The sequence below is a fragment of the Streptacidiphilus albus JL83 genome, from assembly GCF_000744705.1.
GTDB classification, from domain to species: Bacteria; Actinomycetota; Actinomycetes; order Streptomycetales; family Streptomycetaceae; genus Streptacidiphilus; species Streptacidiphilus albus.
The window spans coordinates 5337879-5353941 of sequence record NZ_JQML01000001.1; the positions used below are offsets into that span (position 1 = coordinate 5337879).

Annotated in this window: 16 protein-coding genes; 11 read left to right on the forward strand and 5 right to left on the reverse strand. The window is 73.1% G+C overall.

What is annotated here, in order from left to right; genetic code table 11:
- The first annotated feature begins 195 nt into the window (after positions 1-195).
- Both ilvD and BS75_RS23305 read left to right on the forward strand, forming a co-directional pair.
- Positions 196-2040, forward strand: a complete 1845-nt coding sequence (gene ilvD, locus BS75_RS23300; protein WP_034089642.1) for a dihydroxy-acid dehydratase — start codon at positions 196-198, stop codon at positions 2038-2040.
- 69 nt (positions 2041-2109) lie between these two features.
- On the forward strand, positions 2110-2610 hold the full coding sequence (locus tag BS75_RS23305; protein WP_034089643.1) for a hypothetical protein: 501 nt from the start codon (positions 2110-2112) through the stop codon (positions 2608-2610).
- A gap of 36 nt (positions 2611-2646) precedes the next feature.
- Here the strand turns inward: BS75_RS23305 and BS75_RS46845 are convergent, their stop codons facing one another.
- A complete protein-coding gene (locus BS75_RS46845) occupies positions 2647-2973 on the reverse strand; it encodes an SCO2583/SCO2584 N-terminal domain-containing protein (RefSeq protein WP_034089644.1) in 327 nt (108 codons plus the stop codon).
- A 66-nt stretch (positions 2974-3039) separates the two neighbouring features.
- A complete protein-coding gene (locus BS75_RS23315) occupies positions 3040-3504 on the reverse strand; it encodes a hypothetical protein (RefSeq protein WP_042439918.1) in 465 nt (154 codons plus the stop codon).
- Between the two features lie 300 nt (positions 3505-3804).
- Between BS75_RS23315 and proC the strand changes: the two genes are divergently transcribed.
- Complete coding sequence (gene proC / locus BS75_RS23320; RefSeq protein WP_034089645.1) at positions 3805-4614, forward strand: pyrroline-5-carboxylate reductase; 810 nt, start codon at positions 3805-3807, stop codon at positions 4612-4614.
- Between the two features lie 42 nt (positions 4615-4656).
- The gene (locus BS75_RS23325; RefSeq protein WP_034089646.1) at positions 4657-5307 is read left to right on the forward strand and encodes an HAD family hydrolase; all 651 of its coding nucleotides are present in this window, start codon (positions 4657-4659) and stop codon (positions 5305-5307) included.
- Between the two features lie 28 nt (positions 5308-5335).
- On the opposite strand, the gene BS75_RS44690 is transcribed toward BS75_RS23325, so the two are convergent.
- Entirely contained in the window at positions 5336-6871 is a 1536-nt protein-coding gene (locus BS75_RS44690) for a M23 family metallopeptidase (protein WP_052069640.1), read from the reverse strand.
- Positions 6872-7148: 277 nt separating this feature from the next.
- Between BS75_RS44690 and BS75_RS23335 the strand changes: the two genes are divergently transcribed.
- From BS75_RS23335 to BS75_RS23360, 7 genes are all read left to right on the forward strand, one after another.
- The gene (locus tag BS75_RS23335) at positions 7149-8381 is read left to right on the forward strand and encodes an MFS transporter (protein WP_042439919.1); all 1233 of its coding nucleotides are present in this window, start codon (positions 7149-7151) and stop codon (positions 8379-8381) included.
- Positions 8378-9541, forward strand: a complete 1164-nt coding sequence (locus tag BS75_RS23340; protein WP_034089647.1) for an acetoin utilization protein AcuC — start codon at positions 8378-8380, stop codon at positions 9539-9541. The genes BS75_RS23335 and BS75_RS23340 overlap by 4 nt, the downstream gene beginning before the upstream one ends.
- Before the next feature lie 80 nt (positions 9542-9621).
- A complete protein-coding gene (locus tag BS75_RS23345; protein ID WP_152646134.1) occupies positions 9622-10473 on the forward strand; it encodes a phosphatase in 852 nt (283 codons plus the stop codon).
- 125 nt (positions 10474-10598) lie between these two features.
- Positions 10599-10808, forward strand: a complete 210-nt coding sequence (locus BS75_RS23350; protein WP_030261033.1) for a helix-turn-helix domain-containing protein — start codon at positions 10599-10601, stop codon at positions 10806-10808.
- Between the two features lie 202 nt (positions 10809-11010).
- Positions 11011-11109 carry a 30S ribosomal protein bS22 gene (locus BS75_RS46850; RefSeq protein ID WP_003948845.1) on the forward strand — a complete coding sequence of 33 codons (99 nt, stop codon included), beginning with the start codon at positions 11011-11013 and terminating at the stop codon, positions 11107-11109.
- A 207-nt stretch (positions 11110-11316) separates the two neighbouring features.
- A complete protein-coding gene (locus tag BS75_RS23355) occupies positions 11317-12387 on the forward strand; it encodes an NAD-dependent epimerase/dehydratase family protein (RefSeq protein ID WP_034089649.1) in 1071 nt (356 codons plus the stop codon).
- Entirely contained in the window at positions 12387-13514 is a 1128-nt protein-coding gene (locus BS75_RS23360) for a lysophospholipid acyltransferase family protein (RefSeq protein WP_081982535.1), read from the forward strand. The genes BS75_RS23355 and BS75_RS23360 overlap by 1 nt, the downstream gene beginning before the upstream one ends.
- Positions 13515-13586: 72 nt before the next feature.
- On the opposite strand, the gene BS75_RS23365 is transcribed toward BS75_RS23360, so the two are convergent.
- Positions 13587-14813: a DUF5667 domain-containing protein gene (locus tag BS75_RS23365; protein ID WP_034089650.1), complete on the reverse strand. Its 1227-nt coding sequence runs from the start codon at positions 14811-14813 to the stop codon at positions 13587-13589.
- A 201-nt stretch (positions 14814-15014) separates the two neighbouring features.
- Positions 15015-15836, reverse strand: a complete 822-nt coding sequence (locus BS75_RS23370) for an ECF subfamily RNA polymerase sigma factor, BldN family (RefSeq protein ID WP_042439920.1) — start codon at positions 15834-15836, stop codon at positions 15015-15017.
- Positions 15837-16063 lie beyond the last annotated feature (227 nt).

A 16063-nucleotide genomic window follows, 5' to 3' on the forward strand; every position in this document is an offset into this window, starting at 1 on the left:
GACAGGCACGCCACCATCAACGCGCACATCCCGGCGACGACACCGCCGAGGACTAGGAATCGCCACAAAGAGTCATGTGCGAAGGACAGGGCTAGCCGCCGGGGGCGCGCGCACCGTTCCGCATGCCGGACCCGTTGTCCGATGGGCGGGCAGTCGGCGTAGGCTCGTTCGTCAACGACGAAGGAGTTGAGGACAGTGCCCGAGCTGAGGTCTCGTACGGTCACCCACGGTCGCAACATGGCAGGAGCCCGCGCCCTCCTCCGGGCCGCCGGTGTAGCCCGCGAGGACTTCGGAAAGCCGATCATCGCGGTCGCGAACAGCTTCACCGAGTTCGTGCCCGGGCACACCCACCTCCAGCCGGTGGGCCGGATCGTCTCCGAGGCGATCCAGGCGGCCGGCGGCATCCCGCGCGAGTTCAACACCATCGCCGTGGACGACGGCATCGCCATGGGCCACGCCGGGATGCTCTACTCGCTGCCCTCGCGCGACCTGATCGCCGACTCGGTCGAGTACATGGTCCAGGCGCACTGCGCGGACGCGCTGATCTGCATCTCCAACTGCGACAAGATCACGCCCGGGATGCTGATGGCCGCGATGCGGCTGAACATCCCGACCGTCTTCGTCTCCGGCGGCCCGATGGAGGCCGGCAAGGCGACCCTGGTGGACGGCACCGTCCGCAAGCTCGACCTGATCAACGCGATCTCCGACGCGGTCAACGAGAACGTCTCGGACGAGGACATCGCCCGGATCGAGGAGAACGCCTGTCCGACCTGCGGCTCCTGTTCGGGCATGTTCACCGCCAACTCGATGAACTGCCTGGCCGAGGCGATCGGCCTGGCGCTGCCGGGCAACGGCTCGGTGCTGGCCACCCACACCGCCCGCAAGGCGCTGTACCAGGACGCCGGCCGCACCGTCGTCGAGATCACCAACCGCTACTACGGCCAGGACGACGCGACCGTCCTGCCGCGCTCCGTCGCCACCCGCGCCGCCTTCGAGAACGCGGTCGCGCTGGACATCGCCATGGGCGGCTCGACCAACACCATCCTGCACCTGCTCGCCGCCGCCCAGGAGGCCGAGCTGGACTTCACCATGGCGGACATCGACGCGCTCTCGCGCCGGCTGCCCTGCCTGTCCAAGGTGGCGCCCAACGGCTCGTACTACATGGAGGACGTGCACCGGGCCGGCGGCATCCCCGCCATCCTCGGCGAGCTCTACCGGGGCGGGCTGCTGAACGAGGACGTCCACACCGTCCACAGCGCGTCCATGGCCGACTGGCTGAAGACCTGGGACGTGCGCGGCGGCTCGCCCTCGGCCGAGGCCGTCGAGCTGTGGCACGCGGCCCCCGGCTGCGTCCGCTCCGCCAGCGCCTTCTCCCAGTCCGAGCGCTGGGACACGCTGGACACCGACGCCGCGAACGGCTGCATCCGCGACATCGAGCACGCCTACTCGACCGAGGGCGGCCTGGCGATCCTCTACGGCAACCTGGCCGTGGACGGCTGCGTGGTGAAGACGGCCGGGGTCGACGAGTCGATCTGGCGCTTCCAGGGCCCGGCCGTGGTGGTCGACTCGCAGGAGGACGCGGTCGACGCGATCCTCACCAAGCGGGTCAAGGAGGGCGACGTCGTCGTCATCCGCTACGAGGGCCCCAAGGGCGGTCCCGGCATGCAGGAGATGCTCTACCCGACCTCGTTCCTCAAGGGCCGGGGCATGGGCAAGGCCTGCGCGCTGATCACCGACGGCCGCTTCTCCGGCGGCACCTCGGGGCTGTCCATCGGCCACGTCTCCCCGGAGGCGGCGGCCGGCGGCACCATCGCCCTGGTCGAGGACGGCGACCTGATCACCTTCGACATCCCCGCCCGCACGGTGCGGCTGGAGGTCTCCGACGAGGAGCTGACCACCCGCCGCGCCGCGCTGGAGGCCGGTGACGGCTACCGGCCGAAGAACCGCGACCGCCAGGTCTCGGCGGCGCTGCGGGCCTACGCGGCGATGGCGACCAGCGCGGACCGCGGCGCGGTGCGGGACGTCTCCAGGCTCGGCTGATCGGATCCCCCAGCGGGCCGCCCGTACGCCTGACCGGCGCGGGCGGCCCGCTGTCGCATAATCGGAGGCGTGTCCGACACCAATGCCCCGGGCGGCACCGCCGCGCCCGTACCCGAGCCCATCCGCTTCTTCGGCACCCGCTGGGTGGTCCACGACGCCGGTTACTGGCTGCGCCGGGTCGCCGTCGGCCTCGGTTCGCTGGTCACCGCCTGCGTCGGGGCCGTGGTGCTGCGCATCGGCGTCGAGGGCGTCTTCATCGCCAAGTCCGGCGCACTGGTCAACGCGCTGCTGGTGCTCGCGGTCGCGGTCTGCACCCTGGTCGCCGCGGTCCGCACCTGGAACCTGCTCACCAGGGGCCGGTCCGCGCTGACCGGCTGGATGGCGGACGACAAGTCGGTCCTGCCGATGCTCGCCATCGGCTTCGTCGGCTCGCTCGCCGTCTACTTCCTGCGGAGCCTGGTCGAGGCCCCGGGCGAGGCGGAGAAGCGGGCCCGCTACGAGCTGGCCCTGGCGAAGGCCGCCCGCCGGCGCACCCCCGCAGGGGCGGGCGGCCGGCGCAGGCGCCGCTGACCCGGCGTCAGCGCCGCGGGCGGAGCCGGTCGCTCGTCAGAAGCGGATGATGCCCGGGTTGATCGCGACCAGCACCAGACCCACCGCGAGCACCAGGCAGAGCGGCAGCTGCCACCAGCGGTCGCCCTGTCGTCGCCGGGACGCCTCGGGCCGACGCCGGTACCAGCGCCGCGCGGGCGTCGGGTCGGGCCGCCAGGAGGTGTCGCCCGGCGGCTCGGCCTTCCACTTCGCGGCGAGCATCCGGGCGCGTGCCGAGCCCTCCTTCTCCTTCGCGTCGCGGACGAAGGCTTCGTCGAGGACCAGCCCCTCGAAGGGGTCGGACTGGTCGTCGGACGGGGGCGGGAGCTCGTCAACCGTGGTCACTGCGACATTATGGCGACAGTCAAACGTGTGTACGGAGAGATTTCGGCAAGAGCGTGCCGGGGGCGGTCAGTAGCCGCCCTTCTCACGGTTGCGGCGGCCGGCCACGACCGAGCCGACGACGCCGATGACCGCGCCGAGGAGCGCGGCGTGCCACAGCCCGGCCCAGATCGCGCCGAAGAAGCCCGATCCGCCGAGGAAGATCTGGCTCAGGGTGTAGGTGACCCACAGCCCGGCGGCCGGGACGGCCGCGGTCTGCCACGGGTGCTCCGCCGCCCAGCGGCGCAGCCTCCGGTCCCCGCCCTTGCTGCTGATGACCGAGCCCACTCCGCCGACGAGGAAGAACAGGCACAGTCCGATGCCCGCCGGGCCGGCGAGCAGGCTCAGCGACCAGTGGAGGGTGATCAGGTCGATGCCGGCGGCCGCTGCGGCGCCGACCACGCCGACGGCACCGGCGGTACGCCAGGGCCCGAGCGTCGCCGAGGCGACGGCGAGCTGGCCGGATTCGCGGGTCGAGACATCGCTGCTACTCATGCTTCAACGGTGCGCCTGCAGGGCCCCGAACGCTATAGGGGACAACCCTGAGATTAGCCGGGAAGGACTCCTTCTGACGGCGGATCGGGCAGGTGACAGGGGGATCGGGCCGACCGCGCCGCCGACCGGGCGCCGTCCGTGCCCCGACCGCGCCGCCGACCGCGCCGACCGTCAGGCGGACGGTCGGGACGGTCGGCGGGGGCCGGTGCGAGGATGGGCCCAGCCACCGGTCGGCCGCCCCGCAGCCGGTGCCCACCAGTCGCCGTCCAGCGGTCGGCACAGCCGCACGGGAGGTCCCCCATGACGCAACGAGTCGCCGTCCTCGGCACCGGCAAGATCGGCGAGGCGCTGGTCTCCGGCCTGCTCCGGGCCGGCAAGGCCCCGGCGGACGTGCTGGTGACCGCCCGCCGCCCGGAGCGCGCGGCGGAGCTGCACGAGCGCTACGGGGTGGAGGCGGTCTCCAACGCCGAGGCGGCCAAGTCCGCCGACACCCTGATCCTCACCGTCAAGCCCCAGGACATGGGCACCCTGCTGGAGGAGCTCGCCCCGCACGTCGCCGCCGACAAGCTGGTGATCTCTGGTGCGGCCGGGGTGCCCACCGCCTGGTTCGAGGAGCGGCTGGCGCCGGGCACGCCGGTGGTCAGGGTGATGACCAACACGCCGGTGCTGGTGGACGAGGCGATGAGCGTGATCTCGGCCGGCTCCCACGCCGGTGAGGCGCACCTGCTGCGCACCGAGGAGATCTTCAAGCCGGTCGGCCGGACCCTGCGCGTCCCCGAGTCCCAGCAGGACGCGGCGACGGCGCTGTCCGGTTCGGGCCCGGCCTACTTCTACTTCCTGGTCGAGGCGATGACGGACGCCGGCATCCTGCTCGGCCTGCCGCGCTCGGTCGCCGCCGACATGATCGTCCAGGCGGCGGTCGGCGCCTCGGTCATGCTCCGCGACTCGGGCGAGCACCCGGTCAAGCTCCGGGAGGCGGTCACCTCCCCGGCGGGGACGACCATCGCCGCCATCCGCGAACTGGAGAACCACGGCGTCCGCGCCGCGCTGCTGTCCGCGCTGGAGGCCGCCCGCAACCGCTCCCAGGAGCTGGCCTCCGGCAGCAGGTGAGCGGCCCGGCCGGGGTCGGAGCGTTCCGACTAGGGTGACCGGATGCGCTACGACTTGGTGATCTTCGACAACGACGGTGTGCTCGTGGACAGCGAGCCCCTGGCCAACCGGGTGCTCGCCGATCACCTCACCGAGCTGGGCTTCCCCACCACGCTGGAGGACTCCTACCGGGACTTCATGGGCGCGGCCGCGCACACCGTCCACGACGTGGTGGCGGCCCGCTTCGACGGGGCGGTGCTGCCGGACGGCTTCGACCAGGACTTCCACGCCCGGGTCTTCGCCGTGTTCCAGGAGCACCTCACCGCGGTCCCGGGCGCGGCCGAGCTGCTGAAGCGGGTCCAGGAGTCCGGCGTCCGCTACTGCGTGGCCTCCTCGGCGCACCACGCGTGGATCCGGACCGCGCTGACCAGGACCGGCCTCTCCGGCTTCTTCGCCGAGGAGCAGCTGTTCAGCGCGCAGGACGTCGGTCGCGGCAAGCCCGCGCCCGACCTCTTCCTGCACGCCGCCCGGACCATGGGCGTCCCGCCCGAGCGCTGTGTGGTGCTGGAGGACAGCCCCTTCGGCGTCGAGGCCGCCCGCGCCGCCGGCATGGACGTCTACGGCTACACCGCGCTCACCCCCCGCGCCCGCCTGGCCGCCGCGTCCGGCCTCTACGCCGACCCGGCCGAGGTCCCGGCCCTGCTCGGCCTCTAGCGCCGGCTCCGGCGCGCGGCGCGGCCGCTCAGTCCGGGACGGTGAAGCGGCGGCCGCGCAGCGGGGTGCCGCGGAGTTCGGCGATCCGGAAGGGGAGGCCGGTGCCGCCGCCGGGGGTCGGCCGGGAGGTGCGGGTCTCGGCGCGGAGGTGGAGGGCCGGCTCGGTGCCGTTGCCGGAGTTGCCGACGGCGGCGACCGGGGTGCCGGCGGTGAGGTGCTGGCCCCGGCGGACGGCGATGCTGTCCTTCCGCAGTCCGGAGAGCACCACCAGGGCGCGTCCGGTGTCGATGGCGACGTGGTTGCCCTCGGGGTGGCCGGCGTCCCGGCGGTAGGGGTCGTGGTCGGGCAGGCCGTCGACGGCGGTGACCACCACGCCGTCGCAGGGGCTGAGCACCGGGTGGCCGTGGATCGCGTAGCGCTCGTTGGCGGCCGGGGCGAGCCCCAGGGCCCGGCGGCCGCGCCACTGCGGGCCCTCGCCGAGCTGGACCAGGTCGACGGCGTGGCGGTGCGCGCGGCTGCCGCCGGCCAGCAGCGACTCCTCGGCGTAGCGGTTGACGGCCGGGCCGCCGCCCTCGCTCAGGGCGAAGCAGCCGCCGCGCAGCGGCGAGTCGAGGACCAGCGGGTGGGCGCTGGGCGAGGGGCGCAGCGGCAGCGAGCGGCGGTAGGTCCACCCGGCCAGGCCGTTCACCGCCGCGAACAGGAAGAGCTCGGGCAGGCCGGGGCGGCTCCACGGCAGGCCGGGGCCGAGCAGCGGCAGCGCCCGCAGGGCGGCCAGCACGGCGGCGGCGATCGGGAGCAGCGGCAGCACCCGGAACCACGGCGGCACCGTGTGGGCGGGGGCGGTGCGCAGCACGTACCAGGAGAAGGCGGGGGCCTGGAGCAGCAGCAGGGTCCAGCCGGTGGCGGTGTCGGTGAGGTAAGGGATCGTCAGTTCGAGGAGTGTCGCGACGGCGTAGCCGAGGACCGTGCGCTGGAGGACGGCCGCCGCCGGGGCGAGCGACAGCGGGGGCGCGGCCGGGCGGGGCGCGGCCGACGGGGCGTCAGGGCCGTTGCCCCGGTCGCCGGGTGCGCCGTCCTCGGGGCCGCCCCGGGCCGGGACGAGCGGATCCGCCGCCGCCCCCGACACCGGCTCCGCCCCCGACACCGCGTCCGCCCCGACACCGGCTCCGCCCCCGACACCGCGTCCGCCCCCGACACCGGCTCCGCCCCGACACCGGCTCCGCCCCCGACACCGGCTCCGCCGCCGGGGCCGCGTCCGCGCCGCGTCGTCGCCGGCCGGGGTGGGGGGGGACCACGCCGGGCGCGGGGCGCTGCCGGCCGCCAGCAGCGCGCCGGGGCCGGTGACCAGGCTGGTGAGCCGACCCTCCGGGTCCGTCGTCGCCCAGACCAGCTCCGAGCCGTGGGTGAACTGCAGCTGGTACAGCTCCCGGCGGCGGCGTACCTGGCGCAGCGCGCCGTGCCGCTCGTGCACCGCGTCCACCGTCTCCCGCAGCCGCTCCAGCGGGACCCGGGTCAGCAGCTCGGGGGCGAACCGGTCACCGGTGAGCCGCTCCGGGCCGAACACGGCGGTGAGGGCCTGGGCCGCGGGTCCGTGGGGGCGCGCTGCGGCGGAGGGGAGCGAGGAGGCGTTCGCGCGTACCCATGGGGACCCTTCTCTGACGGTCGGTGGACGGCGGACATGGTGTGTCCGGCTCCTCACGTTAGGTAGTGGGCCGGGTGGCGGGCGGCAGCGACGTGGGTTGCGGCTTGCGATCTTTTGACCGGGGGCCTTCCGGTGTGCCGAAGGAGTACGTACGCTCACGCCAACTTGTTCGGGTACCGGTGGGTAAGGACGTGCACGGATGACAGGCGAGTCGACGGCCACTGCCGGGGACGGGGCGGCGGAGGTCACCCCGAGGCTGCGGCAGGCGCGGACCGCGCTGCTGGTCAGCTATCTCGTCCAGGGCGCGGTCTTCGCGCTGCTGGTGACCCGGATCCCGGAGATCCAGACCCAGTACGGGATCAGCAACTCCATGCTGCCGGTGTTCCTGGCGGCGGTGCCGATCCTGGCCGGGGTCGGTTCGATCTCGATGGAGTGGGTGGTCAAGCGGACCTCGCCGCGCGCGGTGCTGCGGATCGTCCAGCCGCTGGTCTGTCTGACCCTGCTCGGCGTCGGCCTGGGCAACCAGCTCGCCGAGGCCGCCATCGCGCTCGGCGCCTTCGGGCTGATGGTCGGCGGGCTCGACGCCAGCGAGGCGATGTCGGCGGTGGCGCTGCAGCACCGCTACGGCCGCAGCATCGTCCAGGGCTTCTACGCCGCCTTCAGCCTCGGCGGCATCCTCGGCGCGGTGATCGCCTGGGCCGGCAGCCACTGGCACATCGGCCAGGCCGCGCTCTTCGGCACGACGGCCGCGGTGGCGATCCCGATCGCGGTGGTCGCCAGCGTCTGGTACGCCGGTCCGCAGGAGCTCGGCCGGGCGGTCCAGGAGGCCGCGGCCGCGGCCGCGCGGTCGATCCCGTGGAAGCCGCTGCTGCCGCTCTGCCTGGCCATGGCCGTGGCCTACATCGCCGACTCGACGGTCTCCAACTGGAGCGCCAAGTACATGCAGGAGCTGATGCACAGCTCCGGTGAGATGCAGCCGGTCCCCTACGCCGCCTACATGGTGGTCGCACTGCTGGGCCGGATGCTCGGCGACGGCCGGGTGCAGCGCTGGGGCAGCGCCCGGACGGTCCGGCTGGGCGCCGTCGTCTGCGCGCTGGGCTTCCTGCTGGTGGCCGTCGCGCCCGAGGAGTGGACGGCGGTGGTGGCCTTCGCCGTGGTCGGCCTGGGGGTGAGCGTGGTGGTGCCGCAGGTATTCGCGGCCGGCGGCCGGCTCTTCCCCGGGGACGCGGACGCCGCCGTGGCCCGGCTCAACATCTTCAACTACGTGGGCTTCCTGGTCGGATCGCCGCTGGTCGGCGCGGTGGCCGGGGGCAGCGGCTACCGGATCGCGATGCTGGTGCCGATGGTGCTGGTGCTGGCGATCCTCTGGGTCGGCCGGGCCTTCGGGGCCGTTGCGCCGCACCCGGTGGCAGTCGATACCGTGGCGGTATGACGTCGCTGCAGCTGTTCTGGGACGAGGCGGAGACCCGCTACGACTTCGGCCGGGGCCACCCGATGGACCCGGTCCGACTGTCGCTCACCATGGCGCTGGTCCGGGCCTTCGGTCTGGACCGGCTGCCCGGGGTCACCGTGACCGCAGCCCCGGCGGCGGGCGACTCCACGCTGGCGCTGGTGCACGAGCCCGGCTATGTGGCGGCGGTGCGCAAGGCCGCCGAGACCGGTGAGCCCGACCCCGGGCGCGGCCTGGGCACCGAGGACAACCCGGCCTTCCCGGCCATGCACGAGGCCTCCGCGCTGATCGCCGGGCAGTCGGTGGCGGCCGCGCAGGCGGTCTGGCACGGCAGCCGCGCGGTGAACTTCGCCGGCGGCCTGCACCACGCCATGCCCGGCGCCGCCTCCGGTTTCTGCGTCTACAACGACGCCGCCCTCGCCGTCGCCCGGCTGCTGGAGCTGGGCGCGGAACGGGTCGCCTACGTGGACGTCGACGTCCACCACGGGGACGGGGTGGAGGCGGTGTTCCGGGACGATCCCCGGGTGCTCACCATCTCCCTGCACGAGCACCCGCGCACCCTGTTCCCGCAGACCGGCTGGCCCACCGACGTCGGCGGCCCCGGGGCCGAGGGCAGCGCCGCCAATGTCGCGCTCCCGGCCGGGACCGGCGACGCCGGCTGGCTGCGGGCCTTCCACGCCGTCGTCCCGCAACTGCTGGCGGCCTTCCGGCCGCAGGTGCTGGTGAGCCAGCACGGCGCCGACACCCACATCGAGGACCCGCTGGCCCACCTCGCGGTCAGCCTGGACGCCCAGCGCGCGGTGGCCGCGTCGATCGCGGAGCTCGCCGAGCGGCACGCCGGGGGCCGCTGGCTGGCCCTGGGCGGGGGCGGCTACGCCGTCGCCGACGTGGTCCCGCGGACCTGGACCCACCTGGTCGCCATCGCGGCCGGCCGGCCGATCGCGCCGGAGACGGCCACCCCGGAGGACTGGCGGGCCGAGGTGTTCCGCCGCACCGGTCAGCGCGCCCCGGAGCGGATGACCGACGGCATGAGCGGGTCCTGGAAGGACTTCGAGGACGGCTACGACCCGGCCGACCGGCTCGACCAGGCCGTCCTGGCGACCCGGCGGGCGGTCTTCCCGCACCACGGGCTGCTGGTCTGAGCCCGGGGCTGTCCCGGTCCGCCCGTTCGGAAACGCGCGAATTCCGGCCAGCCCGCCGGGCCGGCTGTCACACTGGCCGCGTGATCGAAGGAGCCGAGCTCTACGGCCATCTGATGGACAGTCGGATCGCCGGGCAGGTGGCCACCCCGCGCGAGCACAATCTGCGGAACTACGCCCGCTTCGCCCGCCGCGACCCCGACCTGCTGCTCGGCCTCGATCCGGCGGGGAGCTGGACCGAGGCCGAGGTGCTCGCCCTGCTGGCCCGGCGCTGCGGGGTCTCGCCCGACCCGGCCCGTCGTCAGGGGCAGGACACCATCGACCCGGAACTGACGATCAGGGCGCTGGACGCCATGGCGGCGGTGCTCCGGGAGACCGCGGCGGCCCGCGGCCGGGTGCTGCTCGGCACCGGCCACCCGAGCCGGCTGCTCCTCTTCTACCGGCAGCTCGCCGCCGGACTGCGCGCCGCCGGCTGCGCCCTGCTCACGCCGGCGCGCGGGCAGCGCTTCGCGATGCACGCGCCGGAGGGCGCGCGCCCTGCCCGGCTCGACTACGTGGACGACGTAGGACTTGTGCGGGTGTATGAAGGGAACCCCCCGATCGGAGCCCCCGGCTCCGCGGCCCCCGACGCGGTCGGGTCGGCCACCCCGGTCCACACCCATTCGCCGCAGCCCGTCCGGATCGCCCTGGCCGCCCTGGCCGAGAGCGGCCACAACCGTCCTGACCTGCTCATCGGCGACCACGGCTGGGCCTGCGGGGCCGGCCGACTGGGCGTCAGATCGGTCGGCCTGGCCGACTCCAACGACCCCGCGGTCTTCGTCGCGGAGGCCGAGGGGGAGGTCGCGGTGACGGTTCCGCTCGACGACGGTGTGCGACCGGACTGCTACGGACTGCTGAGCGCCTACGTACTGCAACAGGCTGGTATGTCTCAGTAGTGATTGGCCACTTCTCCCTCTTCCCACTGGTATCACCCATAACTACTCTGGGGATACGCGTGTGTTGGCTGGAGTCACCGGAGGGGAAGCCGGTGCCCGTCACACGGATAAGGGTCGGTGTTGTCATGGCGTCTGGAGAGCGGCCTCTGAACGAGGTCAACTTCCTCACCGTGGCGGAAGTCGCCTCGGTGATGCGAGTGTCGAAGATGACCGTGTACCGCCTGGTGCACAGCAGTGAGCTGCCCGCGATCCGCGTGGGCCGCTCCTTCCGGGTACCGGAACAGGCGGTCCACGACTATCTCCGCGAGTCCTACGTGGGGCGGGAGACCGCGTAGGCGAAGACAGGAGCAGAGCGACGGACCATGCGGTCCGGCCGGGGAAACCACCCCGGCCGGACCGTGCTCAGCAGGGCATCGCGAGCGGCTCCGGGGGCGGATTACTCCCTGAGCCCAGGTTTCGGTACGCTGGTGGCTTACGTCAGTCGTTTGGACTCTGACTCCCGCTCCTGCGGGTTTGTCCAGTGAGTGAGGGTTGTCAGTGGGTTCCGTAATCAAGAAGCGTCGCAAGCGTATGGCCAAGAAGAAGCATCGGAAGCTTCTCAAGCGCACACGCGTTCAGCGTCGCAACAAGAAGTAGGACCTGACGTCGTCCCAGGACGGCGCCGAGGTCTTCCGCCGCCCGTACCGACCCCTGTGTCGGTGCGGGCGGCGGTCTTTTCTGTGCTCTTTTTGTCCCGCTTCGGACACAGACACCCCCTGATGACACGGTCGGGCAACACCGACGCGATACCGTGCACCAAGAGGTCCGGGGACCTCTGCGCCGGCGGCGGGAAGGGACTGTCCGATGGGAAAGGTCGTACTCGTCACTGGGGTTGCCCGGCATCTGGGCAGCCGCTTCGTCCAGACGATCCGCAGGCAGCCGGGTGTCGACCTGGTGGTCGGCGTCGACGTGCAGCCCTCCGTGCACGACCTCGTCGGCGGGATCGACGACGGCCGACTGGCCGGCTACACCTTCGTCCACGCAGACATCCGGCGGCCCGTGGTGGCCCGGATACTCGCCGAGCACGAGGTCGACACCGTGGTGCACCTCAATGTGAGCACCACCATGCTGGGCTCCACCAGCCGCTCCACGGTCAAGGAGACCAACGTCATCGGCACCATGCAGCTGCTGGCGGCGGTGCAGAAGTCGCCCACCGTGCAACGGCTGGTGGTGAAGTCGACGACCAGCGTGTACGGGTCCGCGCCCCGCGACCCGGCCGTGTTCAACGAGCAGATGCAGCCCAAGATGCTGCCGAGCGGCGGCTTCGCCAAGGACGCGGTGGAGGTCGAGGGCTATGTCCGGGGCTTCGGCCGGCGCCGCCCCGATGTCGCGGTCTGCGTGCTGCGCTTCGCCAACATCGTCGGCCCCGATGCCGACACGCCGCTGAACGAGTACTTCTCGCTGCCGGTCCTGCCGACCGTGCTCGGCTACGACCCCCGGCTGCAGTTCGTCCACGAGGACGACGCGGTCGAGGTGTTGCGGCTCGCCGCGGTCGAGCCCCGGCGCTCGACCACCAACAGCGGTACCTTCAATGTCGCGGGGGAGGGCGTGCTGCTGCTCTCCCAGGCCGCGCGGCGGCTCGGACGGCCCACTGTGCCGATGCTGCTGCCGGCGGTCAGCTGGGTGGCCGGACTGGCCCGGCAGACCAGGGTGCTGGACTTCTCCCCGGAGCAGATGCGGATGCTCACCCACGGCCGGGTGGTCGACACCCGGCACCTGCGCGAGAACTTCGGTTACACGCCCGGCTACAGCACCGAGGCGGCCCTGGCCGACCTGGCCCGCTCCACCGGTGCGGGACTGCTGCCGCCGGAGCAGGTGGCCCGCTGGACGTCCCGGGTGGCAGAACTGCTGCCGACCGACAGAGGAGGCAAGTGATGACTTCGGCGAGGGAACACGCGGTGACGGAGGCCAAGGTCATCCCCATCGGGACGAAGCGGGCGGGCGGCGGCCGGGCCGCGCGCGGCGCAGCGGCGCCGGCGCCGCTGCCGGTGCCCGACCCGGAGCCGCGGTCCGGGCCCGCCGGTGAGCCCGCCGACGAGCCCGCCGCCGACGAGCCCGCCGCCGACGAGCCCGCCGCCGGCGGCCTCGCCGACAGCGTCGCGGCCGCCGTCGGCGGCGTGCTCTCCGGGCCGCTGGGCGGCCTCGCGGACCGGTTCCTCGGCAAGGGCTGGGAGGACCGGGCCGCCGGCGGCCTGGACTTCCTGCGCCGCCGGCTGACCGGCGAGTACGAGATCGACGAGTTCGGCTTCGACGCCGAGCTCACCGACAAGGTGCTGCTCAACGCCGTCCGTCCGATCGCCGAGAAGTACTTCCGACTGGACGTCCGGGGCGCGGAGCACCTGCCGGTCGAGGGCGGGGCGCTGGTCGTCGCCAACCACTCCGGGGTGCTGCCCTGGGACGCGCTGATGACCCAGGTCGCCATCCACGACCACACGCCGAGCCAACGGCACCTGCGGATGCTCGCGGCCGACCTGGTCTTCGTGCTGCCCGGCGTCAACGAACTGGCCCGCAAGGCCGGGCACACCCTCGCCTGCAACGAGGACGCCCAGCGGCTGCTGGAGCTGGGCGAGATCGTCGGGGTGTGGCCGGAGGGCTTCAAGGGCATCGGCAAGCCCTTCTCCGAGCGCTACAAGCTCCAGCGCTTCGGCCGGGGGGGCTTCGTCTCCTCGGCGCTCAAGGCCGGGGTGCCGATCATCCCCTGCGCCATCATGGGCGCGGAGGAGACCTATCCGATGATCGGCAACGCCCGGACCCTGGCCCGGCTGCTGGGCCTGCCGTACGTCCCGCTGACGCCGACCTTCCCTTGGCTCGGACCGCTGGGCATGGTGCCGCTGCCGACCAAGTGGACCATCCAGTTCGGCGAGCCGATCCCCACGGACAGCTACCCGCCGGAGGCGGCCGAGGACCCGATGCTGCTGTTCAACCTGACCGACCAGGTCCGGGAGACGGTCCAGCACAGCCTCTACCGGCTGCTGGTCCAGCGCCGCTCGGTCTTCTTCTGAGGGTTGGGCCCCGTCCGCCCAGGGGCCCGGCAGCCGATGGCTGCCGGGCCCCTGGGCGCTGTCGACGCACCGTCAGCCGGTGGCTCCGGTGCCGGTCCCGTCGCCGGAGAGGCCGAGGCCGAGGGCCGGCAGCAGGCCGGGCAGCAGCGGCGGCATGGTGACCCCGCTGCCGGGGGCCGGTGCGGCCGAGGGGCTGCTGTCGTCCGGGCTGCCCGGCGTCGAGGGGGAGCTCGACGGGGCGGCGCCGCTGCCGAGGACCCCGGTCAGCCCGTTGACCAGGCTGCCGCCGGAACCGCCGGTGCTGCTCGGGGTGGAGACCGGCGCGCTGCCGCCCATGGTCCCGGTCCCGGAGGTGGTCGCCCCGCTCGGGGCGGCGGCCTGGCCGGAGCGGGAGCCGCTGCCGGCCCCGCCGACCACGGACGAGGACGAGCCGGTGCCGGGGGCGGACAGCGATCCGCTGCCGCTGGTGGTGGTCCCGCCGAGGTGCAGCGGGGCCAGCTCTTCGCTTATTCCGGAGAGCAGTTGCTGCACCCGTCCGGCCTCGGGGTCGGCCTGGCTGGGGAGATGCGGGGCCAGCGCGTCCAACTGCCGCTGCTGGGAGCTGGCGAAGCCGGCCAGGCTCTGCATCGGGGCCAGCGAGTGGCTCTGCTGGTAGATCGCCTGCAGCAGGTTCCGGCCCTGGGTGCCCTCGGCGTTCATGTCGCTGAGCGCCTTGGTGACCTCGGCGATGACGTGCGGGCTCAGCTCGTGGTCGCTGCCCTCGTGGCGGTCGACCAGCTGCTGCGCCTCGGTCATCCGCTGCGAGGCCTCGCTCAGCAGCAGCCGGCCGCGCTCGGCGTCCGAACCGGCGAAGTCCAGCCGCCAGTTCTCCAGGCCGCGCTTCACCCCGTACAGCGGATCGCCGGGAATGGCCGAGGAACTGGCCGCGGCGACGCCGCCGAAGGCACTCACCACCACGCCGGCGGCCAGGCCGCTGACGGCCAGCCGACGGCCCCAGCGGGTGCTGGGCCGGAAGCGGCCGGCGGCCGCGCCCGCCCGGTGGACGCCGCGGGCCCGCTGCGGGGGCACCGCCGTACTGCCGCCGCCCGCGTAGGCGCGTTCGAACTCGGCCATCAGCTGGGCGCGCTGGACGGTGCGCACCTCGGGTGCGAGCCCGGGGATGTTCTGGGAACCCAGGGTGTCCAGGGCATCCACTGCGGCCAGAAGTTCCGTGAACTGCTGGGCGGCAGTGCTGGGACGGTCCTCCACCGCATCGGCGAAGGCTTTCGCCCTGCGGTGTTCAAGCACGTTGGCTGTCATGGGCAGCACCTCCTCTCGTCGTTGTCGACAACTCGGCCGACCGGACGGTTGCGCAGTCGTGCCTCGGACCACCCCAAAGGGTGACGCACGGCCCCGGAAGGGCCTTGCACACTGTGCAACGAGCGGCGGGGACGCTCGGTTACGCAGCCTCGATCGTGCGGGTGACGGGTGTGCGGGTGACGGGGCATCGGCGGATTCGTACTACCGGGCGTCGCTCGGGAGCAGCCGGGCCAGCGTCCGTACGGCCCGGTACTGGAGGGTCTTGATGGCGCCCTCGTTCTTGCCCATGATCCGCGCGGTCTCCGCCACCGAGAGCCCGTGCAGGAACCGCAGGGTGACGCACTCCTGCTGCTGCGGATTGAGCCGGTGCACGGCGTCCAGCAGCGCGGCGTTGGAGAGCGACTCCAGCACGGAGTCCTCCGGGCTGCGCTCGCACTCGTTGGAGTCGAGCATCTCGCCGGTGGTGACCTCCAGCCGGAAGCGGCTGGACTTGAAGTGGTCGGCGACCAGGTTCCGGGCGATGGTCACCAGCCAGGCCCCGAAGTCGCGGCCCTGCCAGGTGAAGGTGCCGATCCGGCGCAGCGCCCGGAGGAAGGTCTCGCTGGTGAGGTCCTCGGCCGTGGCCCGGCTGCCGACGCGGTAGTAGATGTACCGGTAGACCGTGTCGGCGTAGTGGTCGTAGAGGCGGCCGAAGGAGTCGCTGTCGCCCTGCTGGGCCTGCTCCACCAGCCGCATCACCGGGTTGTCGGCGGAGTCCTGCGGCTCCTCGCGGTCCCAGGAGGGGTTGCGCGGGCGGGAGGAGGCGGGGGTGGAGGTGCGGGTGCGCTGGGCGACCGGCGTCCGCGGCGGCTGGGGGTAGGGCGTGCCGACGCCGCCGCCGGCCACGGCGAGCACGGCGGGGGCGAGGGCGCCGGGGGGGAACAACTGCTCGCGCAGGAGAGTGCGCAGCAGGTCCAGCCCGCCTGCGGCGGCGCCGTGGGCGAGGGAGGGTGCAGGCGCGTCGTTCCGGACGTGTGGGTACACGGGACTCCCAGAGGCAGAGCTGTTTACGTGCAGTGCGGGACCGCTCACCCAACGTGGGACACATGGGTACCGGCGTGCGTCTGACGAGAATAACGCTTCGTGCAGCAACGGCTACACCCTGTCGCTGAATTGGCCGCTCTAGTCACATCTGTTACGAGTTGATAGCACTATGTGACCGAATCTGCCCGACCGCTTCTGACGACCTCTGCCACTGGTTGATCAAGTAC